The sequence below is a fragment of the Thermomonas mangrovi genome (assembly GCF_028201335.1).
In the GTDB taxonomy this organism is placed as follows: Bacteria; Pseudomonadota; Gammaproteobacteria; order Xanthomonadales; family Xanthomonadaceae; genus Thermomonas; species Thermomonas mangrovi.
Window position 1 is genome coordinate 36,545 of sequence record NZ_JAPEVV010000004.1, and the last position, 26,186, is coordinate 62,730.

Sequence of the window (26,186 nt, forward strand, 5' to 3'; positions counted from 1 at the left end):
GGTCGGGCCCTGCGTAGAGGTGGGGAGGGCGATTCTACGCCGATGCCGGAAGGCGTGCGGTCAGCGTTGGCCGTCGGGCAGCGGGGTGGTGGTCGCGGGATTGCCGGTGTCCAGCGGCTGCACCTGCGCGGCGCCCGGATCCGCCGCCGGGGCGGGCGCGGGCTTGGCGCGCTCGGCACGGGTGTTGGCCCCGGCTTCCTCCAGGGCATCGCGGAAGCGGGTGATCGCGGCCGACGGTGCCGCCGGCGCGCGGCCCTCGAACACCATCCGCGGGGTCACGTCGCGGCCGTAGGCGCTGCGGTTGGCGCCGTTGTCGATGCTCAGCACCGCCCCGTCCAGCGCGATCCCGGCGAACAGGCCGCGCGCGCGCGACCACGACCAGATCTCCGCCTTCAGCTCGCCGTCGGTGGCCGCCGCGGCGTTGCGCCCGACCGGTCCGGCGGCGATGCCGGCGTCCGCGCCGAGGGTGATCTTGCCGTTGGCCAGCGATTCCAGGCTGCGGTCGTTGCGGAACACCAGCACCACGTCGGCCGACTGCACGCCCGCCTGCAGGCCGAAGCTGGCCCCGGCGAGCTTCACGAACACCGGATTGGACCAGGTGCCGTCGGCGGCCTTCACCGCCATCAGTCCCAGCCCGCGGCGGCCGCCGAGCATGAAACCGGCCTTGATGGTGTCGGGGACCACCACGATCGCCCGCGCATCGTCCAGCAGGCGGTCGGGGATCGCCGATTCGGGAATCGCGCGCATCTGCTCGACCACGCGCACGGCATCGCCGGCCCGCACGTCCTCGCGTTCGCCGGCGATCGCGCCATGCGCGGCCAGCAATGCGGCCAGGGCCAGGGTCAGGCGGCGGGGGGCGGTCGTCATCGGGCGGCACTCGCGGAGGGGGAAGCCGCATCGTCGCCGCCGCGCGATGAATCGTCGATTAGCCGAGGCACGGGGCACGCATGCGATCCTATGCCGATGCGCGAAGACGCCTCCCCACCCGCCCTGGTGCTGGTCAACCTCGGCACGCCCGCCGCCCCGACCCCGTCCGCGGTGCGCCGCTACCTGTCGCAGTTCCTGCACGACCACCGGGTGGTGCAACTCACGCGCTGGCTGTGGTGCCCGCTGCTGCACTTCGTGATCCTGCCGCTGCGCAGCCCCAAGGTCGCCCGCAAGTACGCGCAGATCTGGATGCCGGGCGGCTCGCCGCTGGCGGTGCACACTGCCGCGCTGGCCGATGCAGTGGCCCGGCGCCTGCCCGGGTGGCGGGTGGCGCACGCGATGCGCTATGGCCAGCCGTCGGTGCAGGCGGTGTTCGACGGCCTACGCGCCGAGGGCGTGCGCAAGATCCGGGTGCTGCCCCTGTATCCGCAGTACTCGACCACCACCACCGCCAGCGTCGCCGATGCGGTGGCCGCCGCGGCGAACGGCCTGCAGGTCGAGGTCTTGCGCGACTACCACGTGGATGCCGGCTGGGCGGCGGCGGTGGCCGCTTCGATCCGCGCGCACTGGGACGCCGAGGGCCGCGGCGAACGCGTGCTGCTGTCCTTCCACGGCATCCCGCGGCGCCTGGTCGATGGCGGCGATCCGTATGCCGCGCAATGCGAAGCCAGCACGCGGGCGATCGCACAGGCGCTGGGCGTGCCGCGCGAGGATCTGCTGCTGACCTTCCAGTCGCGCTTCGGGCGCGAGCGCTGGCTCGAGCCCTACACCCAGCCGACGCTGGAGGCGCTGGCCCGCGAGGGCGTGCGCCGGGTCGACGTCGCCTGCCCCGGTTTCGCGGTGGATTGCCTGGAGACGCTGGAGGAAATCGCGGTCGAGAACGCGGTGGCCTTCCGTGGCGCGGGTGGCGAGGCCCTGCGCTACATCCCCTGCCTCAACGCCGAGCCGACGCATGCCGATGCGCTCGCCGCCCTGGCCTCGCAGGACGCGGGCTGGACCTGATGCGCGAACTCGCGATCGACACCTCGCTGGGCCGCATCGCCGGGCTGCACGCGGGGACGCCGGGGGCGCCCAGGGTGCTCGCGCTGCACGGCTGGCTGGACAACGCCGCCAGTTTCCTGCCGCTGGCGCCGTTCCTGGACGGCATCGAGCTGGTGGCGATCGACATGCCCGGGCATGGCCGCAGCGCGCACCTGCCAGCCGGCGCGGACTACTCGTTCGCCGGCGCGCTGGCGAACCTGCTGGACGTTGCCGATGCGCTGGGCTGGGACCGGTTCGGCCTGCTCGGGCATTCGATGGGCGGGGCGATCGCCAGCCTGCTGGCGGCGGCCTGCCCCGAACGGGTGACCCGCCTGCTGGCGATCGAGGCGATCGGGACGCTTGCCGAACCCCCGGAGCAGACGGTGCCGCGGCTCCGCGAAGCCCTGGCCGCGCAGCGCGCGCTGCGCGACAAGCGCCTAAGGGTGTTCCCCGACGTCGACAGCGCGGTGCGTGCGCGCCAGTTCGCCAGTCGGGTGCCGGGCAGCGGCCTGGGCGAGGCCGAGGTCCGCCTGCTGGTGGCACGCGGCCTGCGCGCGGTCGACGGCGGATACACATGGAGCAGCGATCCGCGGCTGACCCTGCCGACCCTGGTGCGGATGACCGAGGCGCAGGTGGAGGCGCTGGTCGCCGGGATCGCCTGTCCGGTGCGGGCGATCTTCGCCGACCCCGCACAGCCGTACCTGCCGGATGGGCTGCGCCGCAGCCGCACCCGCCTGCTGCCGGCCGGCGAGATCGTGGTGATGCCGGGCGGCCACCACCTGCACATGCAACAGCCCGCGGAGGTCGCCGCGGCGATCGGGGATTTCCTGCGCGGCGGTTAGGCGCGGGCGCCGGTCGGCGTCAGTCCTTCGGCAACATGCATTGGCGGCAATGCGAAGCCCGCAATGCGAGCAGCAACGGCCGCCGGCGAAAGAAGCGGCGGCTGCAGCGCGGGCAACGGAATGCCTGCCAATGCAAGCCGGTGGCCAACACCGTCAGCGACCATGCCGCCAACGGCCAAGCCAGCCCATGCACGCCGTGGCGTTCCAGCAGCCACTCGGTGGCGACAAGCAAGACGATCACCGGCCCCAGCAGCAAGGCGCACCAGAACAGCCGCGCGCGCCGGCGATAGTCGGACCAGTTGTGGTGCTCCGTGCGTTGCGGCACCCGATGCGTCCCTGGGGCGGTGGGATCGGCGGCCGGCTCAGCCGCCTTCGTGGCCGGTGCGCACGGCGAGCTGGGTCCCGCCGCCGTCGGACTTGGCGAGCTGGTAAACCGCTTGCCGCGCGTCCTTGCTGTAGACCAGGGTGCTGCCGTCGCCCGCCTGCATCGCCATTTCGCGCTTCCAGCCGCGCGCCTGCATCGCCTGCTCGATCTCCTGCGACAGCGCCGCGACCGCCATGTCGGTCTGCATGTTCACCATCTGCATCCCCGCCATGTCCATCGCGCTCTCGATCCTGCGCTGCGCCGGGAGGTGGAGGTCGCCCGGGAAGCCGTCCGGCAGGGCGACCGTCCCGCCTTCGGCGGCGGACGCGATCTTGATGTCGCCTTCGTTCGTCTTGATCGATACCGCGTTGCCATCCTTCTCGATGTCCACCTTGTTGCCCGTGGCCTGCTCGATGGCGGCTTCCATGGCGGTCTCCTGCGCCTTTTCCTGCGCCTTCTGGCAGCCGGTTGCCAAGGCGAGCGCGGCCAGCGCGAGTGCAAAGCCGGAACCGGTCTTCATGCAGTCATCCCCCTGATGGTCATGTCGTCGACAACGCGATCATGCACGTCAGCCGGCCAGCAATGCACGCAGCCTGCCCTTGAGCCGCCGCCCCTCCGCGTGGAAGTACCGCCGTTCCTCGCGCCAGTCCGGGAACCGGGCTTCGACCGCGGCCCAGAAGCGGGGCGAGTGGTCAGCATGCAGGAGGTGGCAAAGCTCGTGCACCAACACGTACTCGAAGGCCGAGGGTCGCGCCAGCACCAGCGCAAGATCCAGCGCGAGGGTGCCATCCGGCGCCAGCGAACCCCAGAGCGACGAGGTGCGCTTGAACACGATCCGCCGGGGGCTGCGCGGCAGGTTGGCGAGATGGCCGGGGAGCCAGCGGCCCACGTCGGCGCGACCCTGTGCCTCGTAGAAGTCGCGCAGCGCGCGCCGCAGGGCGGCATCGCCGGCACGGGCGGGGGCGGCGAACACCAGTCCACCCCCGGCATCGACCTCGACCCGCGTGGCGCGTGCGTCCGCCCAGCGCACCGGCACGTCCTCGCCGCGCAGGGGCAGGGCGGCGGTCGCGTCGCGGACCAGGTCGTGGCGGGGCTCGCAGGCATGCGCCGCCAGCTGCAGGGCCAGCCAGTCGCGGTGCGCGTGCAGGAAGCGGTCGCCGGCGGCGAGGCTGGCGCGCAGGGGCAGGGTCAGGCGCGCGCCGCGTTCGTCCACGCTGAGCTTGATCCGCCGCGCGCGGGGATCGCGCACGCGGAGCACGTCGATGCGACGGCCATCCGCGAGCACCAAGCTGACGCTGTCGCGCAGCACCGAAGGTGGCTTCGCCGCGATGCGGGTGGGCGAGAGCAGGCGGAACAGCGAACGCATGCGCGGATTCTATGTCCCCGCCCGGCCGGGCAGGTGGCCGGTAACGCTCAGTCCGCCTTGCTGAGCTTGAACGCCTGCTCCAGCACCGCGAACAGGCGCTTGAACTCGCCCGCCATCAGCGCGAAGCGCGCATCGAGTTCGGCCGCCACGTCCTCGCGGTCGCTGGACTCCAGCTGGTCCACCGCGCCGTCGAGCAGCTTGAACTTGCGCACCACCAGGTCTTCGCCGACCACGAAGCTGACGTGGTCGTCCAGCACCAGCGCGAGGCGGGTGACCTGCTTGCCGGCTTCCAGGTGCTTGGCGATTTCCTCGCCCGACAGTTCCATGCGCTGCACCTTCACCACCGCGCCGGTGTCGGCGGGGTCGCGCAGCTCGCATTCGTCGCCCAGCGAGAGCCCGTCCGGCAGCGCATCGCCGGCGACCCAACCGGTCAGGATCGCGCGCGGCGCGACTTCGGCATTGAGCGGCAGCGCGGGGAAGCTGCCGAGCGCACGGCGCACTTCGGAGACCACGGCTTCGGCGGACTTGCGCGACGAGGTGTCGACGGCGAGCACCCCGAGCCCGCCGTCGAGCAGGGCATCGGTGCGCACCGGGCGCACGAAGGCACGCGGCAGCAGCTCCATCACCAGTTCGTCCTTCAGCCGCTTGCGGGTGCGGCCGCCCGGCTTGCGGCCTTCCTTGTCCTCGATCGCCGCCAGCTTCTTCTGCAACAGGTCGTTGACCACCGCGCCCGGCAGCAGCTTGTCCTCGCCGCCGACGGTGATCCAGGTGCTCGGGGCGATGGCGTGGCTCAGGGCGTCGCCATGCTGGCCCATCGGCGGCACGAAGCCGCGGCTGGACAGCTCCAGCGGCCCGACCGGCTTGAGCGCGCACTCGGCGAGGTGCGATTCGAGGTCGGCGAGGTCGAGCGTGGTCGGGAAGCGGAACAGCGTCAGGTTGCGGAAGAACATCGAAATTACCTTGTCGTCATCCCGGCGAACACCGGGATCCAGTGGTTGGCGGCAGTGGCGTGTAGAGGGCTGGATCCCGGGGTCCGCCGGGATGGCAGCGGTTATGCGTCAGTGTCGGTGGCGGGCGTCGCATCCCCTGCGAGCCATGCATGCGCATCGGGCGATGCGCCGTCGCCGCGCCTGCCGAGCGCGAGGAAGTCGAACAGCGTCGGGTCGCTCAACTGCGAGGGGCGGATGTCGCCCAACGCGCGCGACATGGTCTCGATGCGGCCGGGCGATTCCTTCTCCCACTGCGCCAGCATCTTCTTGACCTGCTTCCGCTGCAGGTTCTCCTGCGAGCCGCACAGGTTGCACGGGATGATCGGGAACCCCTTCGCCTCCGCATAGGCCTCGATGTCGTCCTCGCGGACGTAGGCCAGCGGGCGGATGACGACGTGCTTGCCGTCGTCGCTGAGCAGCTTCGGCGGCATGCCGCTGAGCTTGGCGTGGAAGAACAGGTTCAGGAAGAAGGTGTTGACCAGGTCGTCGCGGTGGTGGCCCAGCGCGATCTTGGTGAAGCCGTGCTGCTCGGCGTACGTGTACAGCGCGCCGCGGCGCAGCCGCGAGCACAGCGAGCACATCGTCTTGCCTTCCGGGATCACCCGGCTGACCACCGAATAGGTGTCCTGCTCGAGGATGTGGAAATCCACGCCGATCGACTTCAGGTACTCCGGCAGCACGTGTTCCGGGAAGCCGGGCTGCTTCTGGTCCAGGTTGACCGCGGTGATCGAGAACGACACCGGCGCCTTCTTCTGCAGCTGCAGCAGCACGTCCAGCATCGTGTAGCTGTCCTTGCCGCCGGACAGGCAGACCATGACCTTGTCGCCGTCCTCGATCATGCCGAAGTCGGCGATCGCCTTGCCCACCTGATGGCGCAGGCGCTTGGCCAGCTTGTCCGCCTCGCGCTTGCGGCGCTGGGCGATGGACACGGGTTCGGCGAGGGGCAGGTCGAGGGCGTGCATGGGACGCGCATTCTACCCGCCGCGGCCGGCCCGCCGCCGCGCTATGCTCGGCGCATGGGCCATCCGCTCGATCCCGCCGAACTCGCGCGCCTGTCGCGGCGCGTGGTCGAGCTGCGCCTGGAGCACCGCGACCTGGACGGGGCCATCGAGCGCCTGGCCGCCGACATCCAGGCGGACGAGCTGGCGCTCAAGCGCCTGAAGAAGCGCAAGCTGCAGCTCAAGGACCAGATCGCGTGGCTGGAGAACGCGCTGATCCCGGATGAGCCGGCCTAGCAGGCGCGCCTAGCCGTCGTCGCCCGGTGCGGGTGGCGCCGTTGCAGGCGTCTCGGGCGGCAGCGCGGGATGTTCGCCGGTGGTGCGGGTGCTGTCCGGGCTGATCTTCTCGATGGTGTGGCGCAGCTCGCGCCCGAGCACCACGCGTGCGTCCTTGGCCCAGCCGTTCAGGCGTTCGTCGAAGGCCAGCTTGCCGTTGCCGTCCGCCCACACCAGCTTCAGCTCGCGCAGCTTCTGGATGAAGCCGCGGAACAGGCCCTTGTCGAAGAATTCGGGCGCGGTGTTGGCGTACAGCAGCGCCAGCCGCTGCGCCGCCAACTGGCAGAGGCTTTCCAGTTCGCCGGCGCTGAGCTTGCCGGGGCCGTTCTTCACCAGCACCGAGATCGCGATGTAGTAACGCTCGAACGCCTGCTGCAACGCATGCCCGTGCGCGCGCAGGCGGAACACTTCGTCGGTCTGCCCGGCATTGCGCTGGTAGATGCCGCCGTCGTCGTCGCCGACCCGTTGCAGCAAGCCCTCGCGCACGAAGACCTCGAGGGTGCGGTCGATGCGTTCGGCGAAGCCGTCCTCGTCCCAGGGCAGGAACAGTTCGGCCTGCAGGAACGGATAGAGCGCGCGCCCCAGGCGTTGCAGCTGGGCGCGGCCCATGCGGCGGTTGTTGAGGAAGCAGACCGCGATCCACGCCGAGGCCGTGAACAGGTGCAGCACGTTGTTGCGGAAATAGCTGAGCAGCACCGCTGCCTCGCCGTCCACCGACAGCACGTCGCCGAGCGGATGCGAGGTGCGCGACAGCGTCCCGATCTCCTCGCCGTGGGCGATGATCTGCTGCGGGGTGTGCGGGGTGACGGTGACGTGCTCGGCGTAGGGCACGTCCGCCAGCAGGGTCTGCGCCAGCGCGATCTGCGCCAGCAGGTCGGCCTCGCCCATCGCATGCCGCGGCGTGGACAGCATCGCCAACGCCAGCAGGTTGATCGGGTTGACGTCGGCGGCGCGGTTGACGTTGACCTGGATGGCCTGCGCCAGCTCGTCGATGGTGTCGGACAGCCAGGCCGGCTTCTCGTCTTCGGGCACGGGCTTGCCGTCCCAGCCGGCATGCGCCTGCAGCACGTCGTCCAGGCGGATCGGCTCGCCGAAGTTCACCACCACCTGGCCGAAGTTGCTGCGCAGCACCTTGGGGATGCCCAGCAGCAGCTGCCAGATCGATTCCTTTTCCTTCGGCTTGCCCGACAGCTCGTCCAGGTAGCTGCGGCCTTCCATCAGCTTCTCGTAGCCGATGTACACCGGCTGGAATAGCACCGGCCGGCTGGGCTGGCGCAGGTAGGCGCGCACCGTCATCGCCAGCGAGCCGGCCTTCGGCGGCAGCAGGCGGCCGGTGCGCGAACGCCCGCCCTCGATGAAGTATTCGATCGAATAGCCGCCGGCGACCAGTTGCGCCATGTACTCGCGGAACACCGCCGAGTACAGCGCGTTGCCCTTGAAGCTGCGGCGGGCGAAGAACGCGCCGCCCTTGCGCAGCAGGGTGCCCACCACCGGCAGGTTCAGGTTGATGCCGGCGAAGATGTGCGGCGGGACGATGCCGTGGGTGTACAGCAGGTAGCTCAGCAGCAGGTAATCCATGTGGCTGCGGTGGCTGGGCACGTAAACCACCTCGTAGCCCGGCGCCGCCTGCTTGAACTTGTCGAGGTGGTGGACCAGCACGCCGCGGTAGATCCGGTTCCAGACCCCGTTCAGCAGGAAGCTGGCGGAACGCACCACCGGGTGCGAATAGTCCGCGGCGATCTCGTAGGCATAGGCGTGCGCCTTCTGCCAAGCGGCGTCGTGGGTGCTCTTGTCGCGCCGGGCCTGGTCGGCAATCGCCTCGCGCACCGGATCGGCGGCCAGCACCTTGTCCACCAGCATGCGCCGGGTCGACAGGTCGGGGCCGACCACCACTTCGCGCACCCGGCGGAAGTGGGTGCGCAGCACGCGCGAGAGCTTGCGCACGGTGCGTTCCGGCTCCAGACCCTCGGCGACGATCTCGCGCAGGGACACCGGCGGGGCGAACTGCACCAAGGTGTCGCGGCCGTTGAGCAGGATCGCCATCAGCCGGCGGAAGCGGCCGACCAGCGTCCAGTTCTCGGAGAACAGCACGCTGAACCAGCCGCTGCTGCGGTTCGGCGCCTGACCGACGAAGATCGAGACCGGAACCAGCGCGACATCCAGCGCCGGGTCCTTGCGGTGCGCTTCCAGCAGCCGCGCCAGCGAGCCCGAATGGGTGCGGTGTTCGGGCCCGGGGACCAGGCCCAGCGCCTGCAGCGCGTTGGCGTGCCGGCGCGAGAGGGCCACGTAAGCGCGCTTGCGTCCCAGCGGGTCGCCGGGGATCGGCTGCAGCGGCGGCGGCAGGCCGGCCTCGCGGCAGGCGCGTTCGAGGATCAGGGCGTTGGACAGCCCGTAGTCCTCCAGCACGTAGCAGACCAGGCGGCCGTCGTCGTATTCGCCCGGCGCCTCGGGCTCCAGTTCCAGTTTCAGCCAGGGATCGAGCAGCCAGCCCAGCAGGCGGGCCCACAGCGGTGGCTTGGCCGCCCGCGGGCGCGGCGGGTTGGCGGCCGGCGCACCCGCATCGGCGGGAGCCACGGCATCGGCGGGTGGCGGCTCGGGCGCGGCCAGGAAGCCGGGCAACGGGAGCGCGGCGGCCTCGGGCGCGGGTGGCGTCGGTGGGGCTTCGCCGGCCGGGTCGATCGCGCCTGGCACCGGTGCGGCGGCGTCGGGTGCGTCGAACAGGCTGGGCTGGCGCGGGGAGTCGGGACGGGTCGGCATCGTCGCCATTATGGCGAAGCGGGCTTGCCGGCGTCCGCCCCGGGGCCGAGCGAGGCCTCGGCGCGCCCCACGAAGTCGGCCAGGTACCAGTGCCCGTCGATCCGGACCACCGGCACGATGGCGTCGATCGGCCGCCCGGCCAGGGTGTAGCGCAGGCGCAGGCGGGCACTGTCGCCGGTCTGCTCGAGCAGGCGCACGTCCAGTCCGCGCAGGCTGGCGTCCAGGTCCAGCCCGTACTGGTCGCGCAGCTGGGCCAGCAGGGTGGCGAGGAAGGGCGACAGCCGGGGCAGGCTGTCGTCCATCCCGAGCCTGGCGAAGGCGGCGTTGCCGGCCTTGCCGTCGATGCCGCTGCGCTGCGCGGCGGCCACCAGCGCGGTGAAGAAGCGGCGCGCGCGCGCCGGATCCGACAACGGGGCAGCCACGGCCCAGTCGCCGACCGCGGCGATCGCCTGCACCACGTGCTCCCGCTCGGCGGCGGTGTAGTCGGGGGCCTTCTGCACGTACTCGCCGCCGAACACCACCAAGGTGCGGAGGGTCTGGTCGATGTCGCGGTCGGCGCCCTTGAACTGACGGTCGAAGGTCGCGATCAGCGTCGATTGCGCGTCTTTTTGCTGCAAAGCTGCGAGCATCTTCGGCAAACGCGCGTCCAGAGGCAGTTCGTCCAGCGGCCAGCGCGTGCGGCCCGCGGACCACCCGCTCGCCAGCCGGGCGTGCAGTCCGGGCGGCACCGCGAGGCGGGCGAAGCCGGCGCCGTCGCGGGCCAGCAGGCGGTCGCGCAATAACAGGACGGCATCGATGGGGCGTGTGGCCGGCGCGACCCGGGCCGCAGGCGCCACCGCGATCGCCGAGGAGGGCGTGGCGTCGCGCTGGCAGCCGCCCGCCAGCAACGCGCCCAGCAGGCCGGCCAGGAGCGCGAGGCGGTGCGGCAGCGAGCGCGTCATCGGCATTCCCGGGATGGCATCGCCGGAGTGTCGGGGCGGCCGGCGCCGCGGCGCAAGCGCGGCCAAGAAAAAAGGAGGCCGGTGGCCTCCTTCAAATCCGGCCAAGGCCGGAGGACAGCAGTTGTGGCATGGCGCCGGCGAACCGGCTGAGTGCAGGCTAACGCCAGCGCCAAGTTAATGCAACAGGTGAAGTAAGATCAGATAACTATATGATTTTATTGTCAGTAAGCGCACTTGCCCGCTTCCAGTGCGCGCAAGCGCTGCGGATAGGTGCCGGCCAGCAGCTGGCGCCAGGCCTGCCAGCCGGCGCGGCCGGCCGCGGCTTCGTCGGTATCCACGGTCTTGTCGACGCGGGTGTAGTGCAGGCCGAGGTAGGCGATGCCGGCATCGCGCAGCGCCGCCTGCATGTTGTCGATGTTCCTGCGGCCGTCGTCGACCAGCACCACCCGCTCGTAGCGCAGGCCGAGGCGCTGCAGCAGCGCGAGCAGCACGCGGCCCTTGTCCTGCCCCGAGGTCATGAAGATGCCCTGGTCGTACACCACGTGCACCGGCGCGGCATCCGGCGCCTTGCGCCAGTCCCAGGCGCTGCCGTCGGCCTGCCCGCCCAGCATCCGCGGCAGCGCGTAGCCGGCCTCGCGCAGGGTGCGCAGGGTGCCGCCGCGGTACAGCGGGTTGCGCGAGGTCAGCATCAGCGTGTCGACGCCGAGCGCGTTGATCGCGGCCGGGCCATCGGCTTGCGTGGGCACCTGGTCGCCGGCCTCGTAGTTCAGCGCGATCACGTCGAACAGGCAGGGCACCTTGCCGGGATCGTCCGCGGCCAGGGTCTTCTGCCATTCGTACCAGGTGTCGCTGCCGAAGAAGCCGGCCGAGGTGAGCAGGGTGTCGTCGATGTCGAGCACCAGCAGGGTGCGCGCCGGGGATTCGGCCAGCGCGGGGGACACCAGCGCGAGGTCGCGGATGTCGCGCACCTCTGAGCTGGCGCCGCCGGGGCGCACCATCGGGCCGGCGCAGGCGCCCAGCAGGGCGACCAGGACGAAGGGCAGCAGGCGGCGCATGGCGGGCTCCGTGGGGCGGGCCCGGCAGTGTAGCGGGCCGCGTCGTTCAGTCGGCGAGCAGGGCGCGGATGTTGGCGATGCCGGCGCTGCGCCGCTCGGCCTTGTGCGCGGCATCTGCCACAGGGTCGGCGCCGTCGCGCTGCAACTCGTCGGCCGGCAGTTCGTCGAGGAAGCGGCTGGGCTTGAGCCGCAGGCGGTCGCCCCAGCGCTGCGCCTCGCGCGCGTGCGACAGCCAAAGCCGCTCCTTGGCGCGGGTGATGCCGACGTAGAGCAGGCGCCGTTCCTCGTCGATGCGGCCTTCCTCGATGCTGGCCTCATGCGGCAGGTTGCCGTCCTCGACGCCGACGATGAACACGAAGCGGAACTCCAGGCCCTTCGCCGCGTGCATCGACATCAGCCGCACCTGGTTGCCGGCGTCGCCCTTGTCGGCATGCGACAGCAGCGCCAGCGCGGCGGCGAGCTCGCCGGGACCCGACGTCTTCGGACCGTCGAACCAGTCGGCCAGTTCGTCCAGGTTGCGCCGGCGCGCGTGGAACTGCGCCTCGTCCTTGCACAGCGCGCGCAAGGCGGCGAGCAAGCCGGAGCGCTCGTTGAGCTTGCGCACCAGCTCCGCCGGCGGCAGCGTGCGCGCGTCCGCGCGCAGCCCGCGGACGATGTCGCAAAAACCCTGCAGGGCATTGGCCGCGCGCGGCGGCAGCTGCTTGCCGATCGCCAGCGATTCCGCCGCCCGCGACAGCGGCAGGTGGCCTTGCGCGGCCAGCTCCCCGAGGCGCTGCAGCGAGGTCGCGCCGACGCCCCGGTTGGGCGACTGCACCGCGCGCAGGAAGGCGGCGTCGTCGTCGGGATTGGCCAGCAGGCGTAGCCAGGCCAGCGCGTCCTTGACCTCGCCGCGGTCGAGGAAGGCGGTGCCGCCGCTCAGGTGGTAGGGGATGCGCAGCAGCTGCAACGCCTTTTCCAGCGCGCGGCTCTGGTGGTTGCCGCGGAACAGGATGCAGAACTCGCTCCACGGCGCGGCATGCTTCTGCGCGATGAACTGGATCTCCGCGGCGACCTTCTCCGCCTCGTGCGCGGCGTCCTTGCACTCCCAGACGCGGATGCGCTCGCCGTCGGCCTGGTCGCTCCACAGCGTCTTCGGGTGCTCGTGCGGGTTATGCGCGATGAGGGCGTTGGCCGCGCGCAGCACGCGGTTGCTGCAGCGGTAGTTCTGCTCGAGCTTGATGATCTGCAGCGCGGGGTAGTCGCGCCCGAGTTCCAGCAGGTTCTCCGGGTTGGCGCCGCGCCAGGCATAGATGCTCTGGTCGTCGTCGCCCACGCAGGTGAAGTGCCCCTGGTCGCCGGCCAGCGCCTTGAGCAGGCGGTACTGGGCGTCGTTGGTGTCCTGCGACTCGTCGACCAGCAGGTAGCCGATGCGTTCGCGCCAGGCCATCACCGCCTCGGCATCGGATTCCAGCAACTGCACCGGCAGCCGGATCAGGTCGTCGAAATCGACCGCGTTGAACGCGGCGAGCCGTTGCTGGTAGCGCGCGTACAGGGCCGCGGCCTCGCGCTCGCGGCCGCTGCGCGCGGCTTCGGCGGCATGGTCCGGCGACAGCCCGGCGTTCTTGGCGCGGCTCACCAGTTGCTTGGCCGCCTCGATCGCATCCGGCTTGCTGCCCGGCGGCAGCAGGTCCTTCAGCTGGGCCGCGGCGTCGTCGGCGTCGAAGATCGAAAACCCGCGCCGCAGGCCCAGCTTGGCGTGGTCGACCTGCAGCATGCGCAGGCCGAGCGCGTGGAAGGTGGAGATGGTGAGGTCCTGCGCGGCGTCGCCGCGGATCCGCTTGGCCACGCGTTCGCGCATCTCGCGCGCGGCCTTGTTGGTGAAGGTGATCGCGGCGATCCGCCTGGCCGGGTAGCGGCCCGAATGGATCAGGTGCGCGATCTTCTCCACGATCACCCGGGTCTTGCCGCTGCCGGCGCCGGCCAGCACCAGCAACGGGCCGTCGACGTGCAGCACCGCGGCGCGCTGGGGCGGGTTCAGGCCATGGAGGGGGTCGCGTGCCATCGCCGCCATTGTCGAAGCGCGCGGCGCCCGCTGCCAGCCTTGTGCGCCGTTAGAATCCGTGCATGGCGAAGCTCTACTTCTACTACTCCGCGATGAACGCGGGGAAGACCACCACCCTGCTGCAGTCCGCGTACAACTACCGCGAGCGCGGCATGCGCGTGGCCATCCTCACCCCGAAGCTCGATTTCCGCGCCGGCAGCGGCACGGTGGCGTCGCGGATCGGCCTGCAGGCGGAGGGCCTGGCGTTCGGTCGCGACGACGACCTGCAGGCGCGGGTGGCGGCCGACATCGCGGCGCACGGCCCCCTGCACTGCGTGCTGGTCGACGAGGCGCAGTTCCTGACCAAGGCCCAGGTGTGGCAGCTCAGCGAGGTGGTCGATGCGCTGCGCATCCCGGTGCTCTGCTACGGCCTGCGCACCGATTTCCGCGGCGAGCTGTTCGAGGGCAGCCGGTACCTGCTGGCCTGGGCCGACGAGCTGCAGGAGATCAAGACCATCTGCCACAGCGGCAGCAAGGCGACCATGACGGTGCGCGTGGACGAGGCCGGGCGCGCGCTGCAGGACGGCCCGCAGGTCGAGATCGGCGGCAACGAGCGCTACGTCTCGGTGTCGCGCAAGGAGTTCAAGAAAGTGATGCGCGGCGAGGGCAGCATCGAGCCGCTGCAGTCGCCGTTGCCGCTCTGACCCGGGGTCAGCGGCGGGCGATGCCGCCCGGGCAGGCCTTGCGGATGCCCTGCACCTCGCGCGGGACCGCGCCGCCTTCCGGCAGGGCCAGTTGCATCTGCGCGAGGATGCCGGCCAATTGCGCGCGCGCTTGTGCCGGTTGCGAGCGGCAAACGGCTTCGGCCGCATAGGCGCGCGCCAGCCAGGCCGCCTTGCGCTGTTCGATGTCGGTGCCCACGAACTCCCCCAGTTGCGAGAGGCGCCGCAGCGCGCCGTCGTCGCCGCGCAAGGCCTGGAAGCGCGCCTGCGAGACCTCGGCCCGGCGCGTATGCGAATGCCCGGCGCCGTACCCTGCCCGGGTCAGCCGGACCGCTTCGGAGAGAGCGCGCGCGGCTTCCGCATCGCGCCGGAGCGCCGCGAGGATCTCGCCTTCCAGGCGGTCGGCGTCGCCGACCAGTTCGTGCGCTGCGCCGAAACGCTGGCGACGCAGCGTCGCCGACTCGCGCACCGCCGCCAGCGCCTCGTCGTCCTTGCCGGCGTCGTGCAGGACCATGGCGAGGTTGAACAGGCCGGAACCGAGCAGGCCCGGGTTGTGCCCCTTGCGCCAGATCTGCACCGCCTGCCGCTGGTGGCGTTCGGCGCGCGCCAGGTCGCCCCGCTCCCAGGCCACGATCGCCAGGCTGTTGTAGGTGCGCGCCAGGTCGGGGTGTTCCGGGCCGAGGCGTACCCGCATCCATGCGTGCGCGTCGAGGAATTCCGATTCCGCCTCGCCGAACCGCCCGAGGTCGACGTACAGCGCGGCCAGCTGGCGGCGCGCGTCGATCGTCGCGCGATGGCTGCGGCCGTGCAGTTGCTGGGCCAGCACGACGGATTGCCGGCAGTCGCGTTCGGCTTCGGCCACGGCATCGTTGCTGCGCTCCAGCGTGCACAGGCTGCGCAGGAGGTCGATCGCGAGCGGGTGGCGTTCGCCGACTTGCCGGCGCAACTGGGCGAGCGCATCCCGCAGGATCCGGATCGCTTCCTGCGGGCGGCCGTCGTCCGCGCGCAGCGCGGCGACGTCGAGCAGGCTCTCGGCGACCCCGGCATCGTCGCCGTGCTCGCGGCGAAGCTCGAGGGCGCGCGCATACAGCTGGTTGGCGAGGTTGCGTTCGCCCATGTCGCGATGGCAGCGCGCGAGTTGCGAGTAGTAGGCCGCGACCTGGGCCGGGAGTTGCGCCTGCTCGCGGTCGGCGAGGGCGCGCAAGGGCTGCATGAGCGCCAGGCAACCGCGCGCGTCGCTGAGCATGCGCCGCGCCGCGCCGCGCAGCGTGACCGCTTCCAGCCGCAGGCTGGTGGGCGCCTCGGGCGATTGCGCCAGCATCCCCGCCTGCCGCACGAGCAGCGCATCCGCTTCACGGTAGTCGCCGATGCCCAGGCGCAGGCGTGCCACCACGCCGTAGAGTTCCGCGCGCGCCTGCGGTTGCCGGGCCAGGCTGGAATCGCCGCGGGCGATGCCCATGTCCAGCAGCTTGCGCAAGTCGATCGGCGCGTCCATCGGGGTCGCGCCCGCGCTTTCGAACAGGCCGGCGATGAAGCTCTGCATCGCCTGGGCGCGCCCCGCCTCGCGCATCGCCTGGCGCGACTGCCAGCCCACCACCCCAAGCGCGGTGAGCAGCACCGCCAGCACCAGGCTGGTGGCGGCGATCGCCCAGCGGTGCCGTTGCAGGTACTTGCGCACGCGGTAGCGCATGCTCTCCCCGCGCGCGGCCACCGGCCGTCCGCGCAGGTAGCAGAGCAGGTCGTGCGCCAGCGCCTCGACCGAGCCGTAGCGCCGCTCCGGTCGCTTGGCCAGGGCCTTCAGCGCGATGTTGTCGAGGTCGCCGGTGAGTTCGCGCGCAAGCCTGGCGGGCGGATACGGGCGGGTATCGAGCGGATCCGCGCGCCCTGCCGCCTGCGATGGCCGCAGCGGTTCGCCGGCGAGGATCGCTTCCTCCCATTCGGCGTCGGTCTGGCGCTTCAGCCGGTAGGGCTTGCAGCCCGTCAGCAGTTCGTACAGCACCACGCCGAGCGAATACACGTCGGTCATGGTGGTGACCGGTTCGCCGCGGATCTGTTCGGGTGCCGCGTAGTGCAGGGTGAAGGTGCGCACGCCCGTCCGCGTCTGTTCCGCCGGGAGCGGTTCGGCATCCAGCAGCTTGGCGATGCCGAAGTCGAGCAGGCGGACGTGGCCCGCCGGGGTGACCAGGATGTTCGACGGCTTCAGGTCGCGATGGACGATGAGGTTCGCATGCGCGTGGCTGACCGCTTCGCAGACCTGGCGGAACAGGTCGAGCCGCGCGGCGATGTCGAGCTGCCGGCTTCGGCAGTAGTCGGTGATCGGCTCGCCATCGACGTACTCGAGGGCGAGGTAGGGCTGGCCGTCCGCATCGAAGCCGGCATCCAGCAGGCGGGCGATGAACGGATGCGCGAAGCGCGCGAGGATCTCGCGCTCGCGCACGAAGCGTTGGCGCAGCCGCGGATCCGCCAGGCCGGGGCGCAGCAGCTTCAGCGCGACCTTGCGGTCGTACAGCCCGTCCGCGCGCAACGCCAGCCAGACCTGGCCCATCCCGCCCTCGCCGAGCAGCCGGTCGAGGCGGTAGGCGCCGATGCGCGCGCCCGGGCGTGCGCCCGCGGGAAGGGCGACCACCGGCTCGGCCAGGAAGCCTGCATCGTCGGCTTCCAGCGCCAGCAGGCGGCCCAGTTCGGCGGCGAGGTCCGGGTCTTCGCGGTGCAGCGCGGCCAGGTGTTCCTCGCGTTGCCCGGGCGGCAACTCGAGCAGGGCGTCGAGCAGGGGCGACAGCCGTTGCCAGCGCTCGATGTCCATCGCGGCCCACCGGTCGCCCGACCTTCGGTCAGGCGGCAGGCGACTCCTGCAGCGACGCGAGCAGGAACATCCGTGCCTTCTGCCAGTCGCGGCGCACGCTGCGCTCCGATCGCTTCAGCAGGGCGGCGATCTCCAATTCCGACAGGCCCGCGAAATAGCGCATCTCCACCACCTGCGCGAGGCGCTCGTCGACCGAGGCCAGCCGGTTCAGCGCGGTGTCCAGTCCCAGCATGTCCTCGTCCAGGCGCAGCCCGCCCTCGATGTCCTCCGGCAGGTCGGTGACGCGATGCAGGTCGCCGCCGCGCTTCTGCGCCAGGCGCTGGCGGGCGTAGTCGACGACCACGCTGCGCATCGCCGAGGCGGCGTAGGCGAAGAAGTGCGCGCGGTCGTCGAATTGCGCGGCGCCGGTGCCGCGGCCGATCAGCTTGAGGTAGGCCTCGTGGACCAGTGCGGTCGCATCCAGGGTGTGGCCATGCTGGCCGGCGAGCTGGCGCCGGGCCATCGAATGCAGTTCCTGGTACAGCGTGGCCAGCACGCGGTCCATGGCGCCGCGATCGCCGCCGTGGGCGGCATCGAGCAAGACGGTGATCTCGCCGGAATCGGTCATCGTGCGGGGCGTGTCGGGGGACGCCGCACTATAGCCGCTGGCGCCGGCCCGCGTGAAACCCGGTCAACGCTGGCAGTGGCCGCACCAGACGCTGGCGCGCTGGCCCACCAGTGCCTGCCGCATCGGTCGCCCGCACCGCGGGCAGGGCGCGCCGCCGCGCCCGTAGGCCAGCAGTTCCTGCTCGAAGTAGCCGGGCGCCCCGTCCGGGCTGAGGAAGTCGCGCAGGGTGGTGCCGCCGCGCGCGATCGCATGGGCCAGGATCGCCTTCACCGCCTCGGCAAGCGCGACGTAGCGCGCGCGGGAGACCTTGCCGGCCGGGCGCAGCGGGGAGATCCCGGCCATGAACAGCGCTTCCGCGGCATAGATGTTGCCCACCCCGACCACCACCGCCTGGTCCATCAGGAAGGTCTTCACCGGCGCGGCGCGGCCACGGCTGCGGGAGAACAGGTAGTCGCCATCGAAGTCGTCGGACAAGGGCTCGGGGCCGAGGCCCGCCAGCAGCGGATGGACCTCGCCGGGCGCCTGCCACAGCAGGCAGCCGAAGCGGCGCGGGTCGTTGAAGCGCAGCACGCGATCCGGGGCGCCGTCGAGGCCCTCCAGGCCGATGTCGGCATGGTCGTGCGCGCGCACGGCGGTGTCCTCCGGCAACACCCGCAGGCTGCCGGACATGCCGAGGTGGAGCAGCGCGCTGCCGGCGGCGGTGTCCAGCAGCAGGTACTTGGCGCGCCGGCGGATCGCCTCGATCCGCTGGCCCGGCAGCAGGTCCTCGACCTCGCGCGGGATCGGCCAGCGCAGGTCGGGGCGGCGCAGGCGCACGTGCCCGACCCGGCGGCCGGCGACATGCGGCAGCAGCCCGCGGCGGGCGGTCTCGACTTCGGGCAGTTCGGGCATGCTGCCATGATGCCGCCGATCCACGCGCAAGCCCAAGCGGCCCGGGCCGTCGTGGCATCATGGCCGGGCGCTCCCCCGCGCCCATGAGACCCCATCGCGATGCCCGCTTCGTTCCTCGAGTTCCTCGCCGGCGGCCTGCTCCAGGCCAAGCTCTGGCAGCTCGCCCTGTACCTGCTGGTCGTCACCCAGCTGACCATCTTCACCGTCACCCTCTACCTGCACCGCAGCCAGGCGCACCGGGGCGTGGACTTCCATCCCGCGCTCGCGCACGCGTTCCGCTTCTGGAGCTGGCTGACCACCTCGATGATCACCCGCGAGTGGGCGGCGATCCATCGCAAGCACCACGCCAAGTGCGAGACCCCGGACGATCCGCACAGCCCGATGCACAAGGGCATCGGCAACGTGCTGTGGCGCGGCGGCGACATGTACCGCGAGGCGCGTCGCGACCGCGCCAGCATCGAGCAGTACGGCAAGGGCTGCCCCGAGGACGCGATCGAGCGCCGGCTGTACACCCCGTACGCCACGCTCGGCCCGGTGCTGATGCTGCTGGTGGACTTCGTGCTGTTCGGCGCGGCGGGCGTGGCGATCTGGGCGATCCAGATGGCATGGATCCCGTTCTGGGCCGCGGGCGTGATCAACGGCCTCGGCCATTGGTGGGGCTACCGCAACTTCGAGACCACCGACACCGCCACCAACCTGGTGCCGTGGGCGGTGTGGATCGGCGGCGAGGAGCTGCACAACAACCACCACGCATTCCCGTCCTCGGCCAAGTTCGCCCTGCGCAAATGGGAGTTCGACATCGGCTGGGCGGCGATCCGCCTGCTCGAAAAGGTGCGCCTGGCCAAGGTGCTGCGCGTCGCGCCCAGCCTGGACGTGCGCCCGAACATCCCGATGCCGGATGCGGACACCTTGAAGGCGCTGGTGGCGCATCGCTTCCAGGCGATGACCGATTACCAGCGCAACGTGCTGAAGCCCGCGTTGCGCGAGGAAGCCGCGGCGGCCGGCGCGAAACTGCGCGCGCTGCTTCCGCGCAAGTTGCGCAAGGCGCTGGCCGATGATGGGCGCTGGCTTTCGCCGGAAGGCCGCGAACAGTTGCGCGCATGGGTCGCCTCGCGCCCGCGCATCCAGGCCTTGATCGAGCATCGCGCACGCCTCGCCGAGGTGCTGGAGCACCGCAGCCACGATGCCGCCGAGCGCCTGCACCGCCTGCAGGCGTGGTGCGCCCAGGCGGAGGCCAGCGGCGTGCGCGCGCTGCAGGATTACGCCGCACGCCTGCGCGGCTATGCGCTGATCCCGGCCTGAGGTGCGCGCGCTGGTGCCGTGGCTGGCCATGGCCTGCGCCTTCGCCGCGCAGGCCCAATTGGCACGGCCCGGCGACTACCTGACGAAGATGGACGTCGACCGCGACGGCAAGGTGTCGCTGGTCGAATACCAGGACTGGCTGAGCTATGCCTTCGATGCGATGGACCGCGACCACGACGGCGTGCTGTCGCCGTCCGAGCAACCGGGCGGACGCGGCACCATGCTGACCCGCGCCGCGCATCGTGAACGGCTGGCTGAACGGTTCAGGCGGCAGGATGCGAATCGGGATAACGTGCTGGACGCGCGCGAACTCGCGGCACCACCGCGCTAGCGCATCCCGGGAGCAGGCATGGATCAGCTGTGGGCTATCTCGTACGCCAGCGTGGCCGCGCGCCCGCTGTCGCCGTCGGAACTCGACGCCCTGCTGCAGGACGCGCAGGGGTTCAACCAGGGCGCGGGCGTGAGCGGCGTGCTGTGCTACGACAACGGCGTCTTCATCCAGTACTTCGAAGGCCCCGAGGCCGGCGTGCGCCGCGTGTACGAACGCATCCGCGCCTCGGCGATCCACCAGCAGCTGGAGGAACTCTCCAGCGCGCCGATCGCCGAGCGCCAGTTCGATGGTTGGCACATGGCGTTCTGCCAGGCGCCGGACACGCTGTTGCAGGCGCTGGCCAACACCGGCTGGGAAGCCAACCTGCCGGTGACCCGCAGCGCCGACGAAGCGCATCGCGGCCTGGGCCTGGTGCTGTTCCACTGGAACCGCTGGGTCGCGGGCGGTGCACGCGCGCCGGCCCGCGAAGACCTGCGCGCGACGGTCGCCGGCTGATCGCGGAAACGCCGGCCAGGGGCCGGCGTTTCCAGCAAGCACGCATCGAGAACGATCACCAGATCCGCACGCGGTCCCCAGGCTTCAGGTAGAGCGTCTCGCCTTCGGCGACCTTGAAGGTGCTGTACCAGGCGTCGATGTTGCGGACGGTGAGTGCGCGCCAGCGGGCCGGGGCATGGCCGTCGCCGACCACCTGCGCGCGCAGCGCGGCATCGCGCTGCTTGGCGCGCCACGCCTGCGCGAAGGCGAGGAAGAAACGCTCATCGCCGGTCATGCCGTCGATCACCGGCGCTTCCTTGCCACCGAGCGACTTGTGGTACGCGGTGTACGCGGCCTGCAGGCCGGCGACGTCGGCGATGTTCTCGCCCAGGGTCTGCTTGCCGCTGAGGTGCAGGCCCGGCAGCGCCTCGTAGGCGTCGTACTGCGCCACCAGCTTGTCGGTCGCGGCCTTGAAGTGCGCGGCATCCTCGGGCGTCCACCAGTTGCGCAGGCGGCCTTCGGCGTCGAACTCGGAGCCGAGGTTGTCGAAGCCATGGCTGACCTCGTGGCCGATCACCGCGCCGATCGACCCGTAGTTGGCGGCATCGTCCGCGGCCGGGTCGAAGAACGGCGCCTCCAGGATCGCGGCCGGGAAGTTCATGGCGTTCTGCAGCGGCAGCTGCACCGCATTCACTGTCTGCGGCGTCATCCACCATTCCTTCTTGTCCGGCGCCTTGCCCAGCTTGCCGGTCTGGTGGCGATACTCGGCCTCCTCGGCGCGCAATGCATTGCCGAGCGGATCGTCGCGCTTCACCTCGAGCGAGGAATAATCGCGCCACGAATCCGGATAGCCGACGCCGATCAGCATGGTCTCGGCCTTTGCCTTCGCGGTCTTCTTCGTCTCCGGCGTCATCCATTCGAGCTTGTCCACGCCGTCGCGGAAGGTGGCGAGGATGTTCTTCACCATGTCCTCGACCTTGGCCTTGGACGAAGCCGGGAAGTACTGCTTCACGTACAGCTGGCCAATGGCGTCGCCGAGCGCGCCATCGGTCGCACCGAGCGCACGCTTCCAGCGGTCGCGCTGCTTGCCGGTGCCGTTCAGCTGGGTGCCGTAGAAGGCGAAGCTGAGGTCGGCATAGGCCTTGGGCAGCAGGCCGGCGCTGTGGTTGATCGCGTGGAAGCGCAGGTAGTCCTTCCACGCCTGCAGCGGCTCGCTGGCGACCAGCGCGGACAGCTTCCTGATCGCATCCGGCTGCCAGGCGAACAGGGTCTGCTGGCCGTTCAACTTCGCGGCGTCGAAGAACGCCGTCCAGTCGATGCCCGGCGCATTCTTCGCGTAGTCGGCGACCGCCCACGGGTTGTTGGCCTTGTGGATGTCCTGGCTGTCGACCACGTTGGCGTGCGCCTTGGCGATCTTCATCTCGAGGTCGAAGATCGTCTTCGCCTTCTTCTCCGCATCCGCGTCGCCGGCCAGTTTGAGGATGTCGGCGATGTAGGCCTGGTAGGCCGCGCGATTCGCCGCCATGTCCTTGTCGCCGGCGAGGTAGTACTCGCGGTCCGGCATGCCCAGGCCGCCCTGCATCAGGTAGCCGACGTTCTTCGACGGATCCTCCAGGCCCTGCGCGACGAACAGGCCGAACAGGTTCTCGGTGTAGAAGTTGGTGGCGTTGAGCGGGTCGGTGTCTGCACGCATGCCGGCGCCGAGGTAGCGGGACAGGCTGGCGCCGTCGCTGATCGCGTTCACCGCGTCCAGCTTCGGTTGCAGCGGGGCGATGCCGCGCGCCTCGATGCCGGCCTCGTCCATGTAGGCCGCGTAGAAGTCGGCGATCTTGCGTTCGTTCGTGCCGGCCTCCGGATTGGCCTTCTCCAGCCCCTGCACCAGGTCGGACAGGCGCTTCTCCGCCTTCTCGAAGACGTAGAAGCCGGTGCTCAGGCTGGCGCGGTCGGCCGGGATCTCGGTGGCCCGCTTCCAGGCGCCGTTCGCGTATTCGTCGAAGTCGTCGCCGGGCTTGACCGCCTTGTCGATGCCGGCGAGGTCGATGCCGGAGGTCGCGGCCTTGGGTGCCTCGGCGGTCGCCTGCGCGGCAGGCGGGGCGGCGTCCGGCGCGCAGCCGGCGAGCAGGGTGGACACGGCGCAGAACAGGGCCAGCGCCAGCGGGGCGCGGCGGAGCGGGGAAGCGGTCATGCGGGCGGGCTCGTTGGGGCGAGCGGCCATCCTGCCGCGCCGGCGCCGGCGTGCAAGTGCCCGAAGTCAGGGCCGCCGGAACGAAAACGGGCGCCGGCATGCCGGCGCCCGCAAGGTCCCGTGGGGGCGGGGTGTCACTGGGTGATGTCGACGTCCTTGGTCTCGCGCAGGAACAGCGCGCCGATCACGAAGGTCATCAGCGCGATCACGATCGGGTACCACAGGCCGTAGTAGATGTTGCCGGTGGCCGCGACCAGGGCGAAGGCGATGGTCGGCAGGAAGCCGCCGAACCAGCCGTTGCCGATGTGGTACGGAAGCGACATCGAGGTGTAGCGGATGCGGGTCGGGAACAGCTCGACCAGCCACGCCGCGATCGGGCCGTAGACCATGGTCACGTAGATCACCAGCAGGGTCAGGATCGCCACCACCATCGGCTTGTTGATGCGCGCCGGGTCCGCCTTCTCCGGATAGCCCGCCGAGGTCAACGCCGCCTTCAGCTCCTTGCCGAACGCCTCCCCCGCGGCCTTGGCATCGTCGCCGGCCAGGCCCGCGCCCTCGTAGCTGGCGACGTCGGTGCCGCCCACGCTGACCTTGGCCACGGTGCCGGCCGCGACCGGTTCGATGGTGTACGGGATGCCGGCCTTGGCCAGTGCCGCGGTGGCGATGTCGCAGGAGTTGGTGAACTTCTTCTTGCCGACCGGATCGAACTGGAAGCTGCAGGTCGCGGGATCGGCGTGGACCACCGCCGGTGCGCTGCTGCGGGCTTCCTCGACCGCCGGGTTGGCGTAGTGGGTCAGCGCCTTGAACAGCGGCATGTAGGTCAGGGCGGCGACCAGGCAGCCGACCATGATGATCCATTTGCGGCCGATGCGGTCCGACAGCCAGCCGAAGAAGATGAAGAACGGGGTACCCAGCGCCAGCGCGGTGGCGATCATCAGCCAGGTCGTGGTGGCGTCCACCTTGAGCGACTGGCTGAGGAAGAACATCGCGTAGAACTGGCCGGTGTACCAGACCACCGCCTGGCCCGCGGTCGCGCCCAGCAGCGCCAGCAGCACGATCTTGCCGTTCTTGGAGAAGAAGCTCTCGGTGATCGGCGCCTTGGAGGTCTTGCCCTCGGCCTTCATCTGCTGGAACAGCGGCGACTCGTGCAGCTGCATGCGGATCCACACCGACACGCCCAGCAGCACGATCGACAGCAGGAACGGGATGCGCCAGCCCCAGGCCTCGAACGCCTCGGTGCCCAGGTAGGTGCGCACGCCGAGGATGACCAGCAGCGACAGGAACAGGCCGATGGTCGCGGTGGTCTGGATGAAGCTGGTGTACAGGCCGCGCTTGCCGTTCGGCGCATGCTCCGCCACGTAGGTGGCGGCGCCACCGTACTCGCCGCCGAGCGCGAGGCCCTGCAGCAGGCGCAACATGATCAGGATCGCCGGCGCGGCGAAGCCGATCGACGCGTAGCTGGGCAGCACGCCGACCAGGAAGGTCGACAGGCCCATGATCACGATGGTGACGAGGAACGTGTACTTGCGGCCGACGATGTCGCCGAGGCGGCCGAACACGATCGCGCCGAACGGGCGCACCGCGAAACCGGCGGCGAACGCGAGCAGGGCGAAGATGAAGGCGCTGGTCTCGTTCAGGCCGCTGAAGAACTGCTTGGCGATGATCGCGGCGAGCGAGCCGTACAGGTAGAAGTCGTACCACTCGAAGACGGTCCCGAGGCTGGACGCGAAGATGACCTTCTTGTGGCCCTGGGTGAGCGCGCCCGCGGGTGGCGAGCTGGCGGTGATGGTGGACATGGCGTGCTCCTCAGAAGCTGTACTTGACGGTGGTGTGCAGGCGGCGCAGGTCGCCATCGGCGCCGCTTTCCACCTCTCGGTTGCCCCAGATCAGCTCGGCGCCGATGTCCAGTTTCGGGAACGGGCTGTAGATCAGGTTGGCATGCACGGACTGCGCCGATTCGGTCACCCCGAAGCCGGTCCAGTCGGTGTCGTTGTCGAGCTGCGCGCGCGAGAACATCAGGTTGCCGCGCAGCTTCGGGTTGAACACGTGGCGCCAGGACACGAAGCCGGCGAGCACGCCGATCCCGTCTAGTTCGCCGCCGGTGGCGTCGAGCACGCCGTCCGCGCCGAGGCCGAAGGCGACGTAGCGGCCGATGCCGCGGCCCGCGGTCAGCATGTAGCGGACGTCGTCCGACTTGCCGAGGTTGTACTTGCCGGACACGCTCACGCCGTAGCCGGTGTCGCTGGCGCTGGTGGTCGCGGTGTCGTGGCGCAACTGGCGGGCGATGCCGGCGACGCTGACGTGGCCCCAGTCGCCCTTCGTGGTCCAGCGCGCGGTGAGGTCGGGCAGGCTGCCGTCGTCGCTGATCGTGCGGGTGGTCGAGCGGTAGCCGTTGACCAGGGTCTGCGGATTCTCCAGCGCGACCGAGAACGGGCCGCTGGTGTAGCGCACCTGGGCCTGGCGCACGAAGGTGGTGCCTTCGGTCGGGCCGACGAAGTCGACCGCGTCCGGCAGCGCCGCGACGTCCTGGAAGTTCGACCAGGTCTGGCCGGCCAGCCACTTGTCCCAGGTCACGTAGGCCTGGCGCAGGGTCACGCCGTGGGTGTTGGTCGAGGCCTGGTTGCCCAGGTTGCTCATGCCGCCGCCGAACAGGTCGAACTCCAGGTAGGCGCGGGTCTTGTGGCCCTGCACCTCGCCGTCGGAGGCGAACCAGAAGCGCGAGAACATCGCATGCGTGTCGATGTCGGCATGCGCCTCGTCCACGCCGCCGACCGGGATCGCGCTGGGCAGGTAGAACATGCGCCCGGCCGAGCCGTCGGCGATCTCGCCGGCGTTGGTGTCGGTGAGCATCGCGTCGAGCTTGACGAAGCCGCCGAAGCTGAAGCGGCCGCCCGGGTTGCCCGCGACCAGGATCGGCGAGGACTGGATCTTCGGCTTGCCGTCGTCGGGCGCGGCCTGCGCCACCTTCACCTGGTCCAGCTGGGTCTGCGTCTGCGCCAGCGTCGCCTGCTGCTGTTGCTGCGCCGACAGCAAGGCCTGCACCTGCGCCTCGAGCTGGGCGATGCGCGCCTCGAGTTCCTGTTCCTTCTTGGTCTCCGCCAGCGCGGTGCCCGGCAGCAGCAACGCGCACAACAGCGCGGTGGCCAGCGGGCGGCGTCGACCCAGGGTCGTCTGTGTCTGCATGGTTCCCCCTCCCAAGGGCTGCGCGGCCGGATGCCGTGCCGGGCGACCTTGCGCCGGGGTGCCGGGAGGCGTCGATTCGCCTTTGGTCGAAGTCGCGCCCGCTTGCGACCAAGGTCTAACGCCGGCCGCGCGG

Annotated in this window: 22 protein-coding genes and 1 pseudogene; 7 read left to right on the plus strand and 16 right to left on the minus strand. The window is 70.8% G+C overall.

What is annotated here, in order from left to right:
• Window positions 1–90 precede the first annotated feature (90 nt).
• A pseudogene (locus tag ON759_RS08125) lies at window positions 91–867 on the minus strand (lipid-binding SYLF domain-containing protein); the annotation flags it as partial.
• 96 nt (window positions 868–963) lie between these two features.
• Between ON759_RS08125 and hemH the strand changes: the two are divergent.
• Window positions 964–1,929, plus strand: coding sequence for a ferrochelatase (gene hemH, locus ON759_RS08130; RefSeq protein WP_271679872.1), 966 nt, complete (start codon window positions 964–966; stop codon window positions 1,927–1,929).
• A complete protein-coding gene (locus tag ON759_RS08135; RefSeq protein ID WP_271679873.1) occupies window positions 1,929–2,789 on the plus strand; it encodes an alpha/beta fold hydrolase in 861 nt (286 codons plus the stop codon). Before hemH ends, ON759_RS08135 begins: the two co-directional genes overlap by 1 nt.
• A gap of 19 nt (window positions 2,790–2,808) precedes the next feature.
• On the opposite strand, the gene ON759_RS08140 is transcribed toward ON759_RS08135, so the two are convergent.
• The 5 genes from ON759_RS08140 to ttcA all read right to left on the minus strand — a co-directional run bounded on the left by ON759_RS08140 (window position 2,809) and on the right by ttcA (window position 6,470).
• Entirely contained in the window at window positions 2,809–3,114 is a 306-nt protein-coding gene (locus tag ON759_RS08140) for a hypothetical protein (protein WP_271679874.1), read from the minus strand.
• A 37-nt stretch (window positions 3,115–3,151) separates the two neighbouring features.
• Window positions 3,152–3,673 (minus strand): hypothetical protein, encoded by a 522-nt coding sequence (locus tag ON759_RS08145; protein WP_271679875.1) that lies wholly within the window; start codon window positions 3,671–3,673, stop codon window positions 3,152–3,154.
• A gap of 48 nt (window positions 3,674–3,721) precedes the next feature.
• Window positions 3,722–4,519, minus strand: a complete 798-nt coding sequence (locus ON759_RS08150; RefSeq protein ID WP_271679876.1) for a M48 family metallopeptidase — start codon at window positions 4,517–4,519, stop codon at window positions 3,722–3,724.
• A 47-nt stretch (window positions 4,520–4,566) separates the two neighbouring features.
• Window positions 4,567–5,469, minus strand: coding sequence for a recombination-associated protein RdgC (locus ON759_RS08155; RefSeq protein ID WP_271679877.1), 903 nt, complete (start codon window positions 5,467–5,469; stop codon window positions 4,567–4,569).
• Between the two features lie 101 nt (window positions 5,470–5,570).
• Entirely contained in the window at window positions 5,571–6,470 is a 900-nt protein-coding gene (gene ttcA / locus ON759_RS08160) for a tRNA 2-thiocytidine(32) synthetase TtcA (protein WP_271679878.1), read from the minus strand.
• Window positions 6,471–6,524: 54 nt separating this feature from the next.
• Between ttcA and ON759_RS08165 the strand changes: the two genes are divergently transcribed.
• On the plus strand, window positions 6,525–6,743 hold the full coding sequence (locus tag ON759_RS08165) for a YdcH family protein (protein ID WP_271679879.1): 219 nt from the start codon (window positions 6,525–6,527) through the stop codon (window positions 6,741–6,743).
• Between the two features lie 9 nt (window positions 6,744–6,752).
• Here the strand turns inward: ON759_RS08165 and plsB are convergent, their stop codons facing one another.
• From plsB to ON759_RS08185, 4 genes are all read right to left on the minus strand, one after another.
• Window positions 6,753–9,539, minus strand: coding sequence for a glycerol-3-phosphate 1-O-acyltransferase PlsB (gene plsB, locus ON759_RS08170; RefSeq protein WP_271679880.1), 2,787 nt, complete (start codon window positions 9,537–9,539; stop codon window positions 6,753–6,755).
• Between the two features lie 8 nt (window positions 9,540–9,547).
• A complete protein-coding gene (locus tag ON759_RS08175) occupies window positions 9,548–10,480 on the minus strand; it encodes a hypothetical protein (RefSeq protein ID WP_271679881.1) in 933 nt (310 codons plus the stop codon).
• Between the two features lie 221 nt (window positions 10,481–10,701).
• Window positions 10,702–11,535 carry a DUF2608 domain-containing protein gene (locus tag ON759_RS08180; protein WP_271679882.1) on the minus strand — a complete coding sequence of 278 codons (834 nt, stop codon included), beginning with the start codon at window positions 11,533–11,535 and terminating at the stop codon, window positions 10,702–10,704.
• A 46-nt stretch (window positions 11,536–11,581) separates the two neighbouring features.
• Window positions 11,582–13,576 carry a UvrD-helicase domain-containing protein gene (locus tag ON759_RS08185; protein WP_271679883.1) on the minus strand — a complete coding sequence of 665 codons (1,995 nt, stop codon included), beginning with the start codon at window positions 13,574–13,576 and terminating at the stop codon, window positions 11,582–11,584.
• A gap of 62 nt (window positions 13,577–13,638) precedes the next feature.
• On the opposite strand from ON759_RS08185, the gene ON759_RS08190 reads away from it, so the two are divergent.
• Entirely contained in the window at window positions 13,639–14,259 is a 621-nt protein-coding gene (locus ON759_RS08190; RefSeq protein WP_271679884.1) for a thymidine kinase, read from the plus strand.
• Window positions 14,260–14,266: 7 nt separating this feature from the next.
• On the opposite strand, the gene ON759_RS08195 is transcribed toward ON759_RS08190, so the two are convergent.
• The 3 genes from ON759_RS08195 to mutM all read right to left on the minus strand — a co-directional run bounded on the left by ON759_RS08195 (window position 14,267) and on the right by mutM (window position 18,578).
• Window positions 14,267–17,080, minus strand: coding sequence for a serine/threonine-protein kinase (locus ON759_RS08195; protein WP_271679885.1), 2,814 nt, complete (start codon window positions 17,078–17,080; stop codon window positions 14,267–14,269).
• Window positions 17,081–17,108: 28 nt separating this feature from the next.
• Window positions 17,109–17,687 carry an ECF-type sigma factor gene (locus ON759_RS08200; RefSeq protein ID WP_271679886.1) on the minus strand — a complete coding sequence of 193 codons (579 nt, stop codon included), beginning with the start codon at window positions 17,685–17,687 and terminating at the stop codon, window positions 17,109–17,111.
• A 63-nt stretch (window positions 17,688–17,750) separates the two neighbouring features.
• Window positions 17,751–18,578, minus strand: a complete 828-nt coding sequence (gene mutM, locus ON759_RS08205) for a bifunctional DNA-formamidopyrimidine glycosylase/DNA-(apurinic or apyrimidinic site) lyase (RefSeq protein WP_271679887.1) — start codon at window positions 18,576–18,578, stop codon at window positions 17,751–17,753.
• A gap of 99 nt (window positions 18,579–18,677) precedes the next feature.
• Here mutM and ON759_RS08210 point away from each other — a divergent pair, with 99 nt between their 5' ends.
• From ON759_RS08210 to ON759_RS08220, 3 genes are read left to right on the plus strand one after another with little or no spacing between them, the layout of a single operon-like run.
• Window positions 18,678–19,880: a DesA family fatty acid desaturase gene (locus tag ON759_RS08210; protein WP_271679888.1), complete on the plus strand. Its 1,203-nt coding sequence runs from the start codon at window positions 18,678–18,680 to the stop codon at window positions 19,878–19,880.
• Between the two features lies 1 nt (window position 19,881).
• On the plus strand, window positions 19,882–20,211 hold the full coding sequence (locus tag ON759_RS08215; RefSeq protein WP_425608463.1) for an EF-hand domain-containing protein: 330 nt from the start codon (window positions 19,882–19,884) through the stop codon (window positions 20,209–20,211).
• Window positions 20,212–20,229: 18 nt separating this feature from the next.
• Window positions 20,230–20,706, plus strand: a complete 477-nt coding sequence (locus ON759_RS08220; RefSeq protein ID WP_271679889.1) for a BLUF domain-containing protein — start codon at window positions 20,230–20,232, stop codon at window positions 20,704–20,706.
• A gap of 55 nt (window positions 20,707–20,761) precedes the next feature.
• On the opposite strand, the gene ON759_RS08225 is transcribed toward ON759_RS08220, so the two are convergent.
• From ON759_RS08225 to ON759_RS08235, 3 genes are all read right to left on the minus strand, one after another.
• Window positions 20,762–22,870 (minus strand): M13 family metallopeptidase, encoded by a 2,109-nt coding sequence (locus tag ON759_RS08225; protein WP_271679890.1) that lies wholly within the window; start codon window positions 22,868–22,870, stop codon window positions 20,762–20,764.
• 134 nt (window positions 22,871–23,004) lie between these two features.
• Complete coding sequence (locus tag ON759_RS08230) at window positions 23,005–24,666, minus strand: MFS transporter (RefSeq protein WP_271679891.1); 1,662 nt, start codon at window positions 24,664–24,666, stop codon at window positions 23,005–23,007.
• A 10-nt stretch (window positions 24,667–24,676) separates the two neighbouring features.
• On the minus strand, window positions 24,677–26,053 hold the full coding sequence (locus ON759_RS08235; RefSeq protein WP_271679892.1) for a DcaP family trimeric outer membrane transporter: 1,377 nt from the start codon (window positions 26,051–26,053) through the stop codon (window positions 24,677–24,679).
• Window positions 26,054–26,186 lie beyond the last annotated feature (133 nt).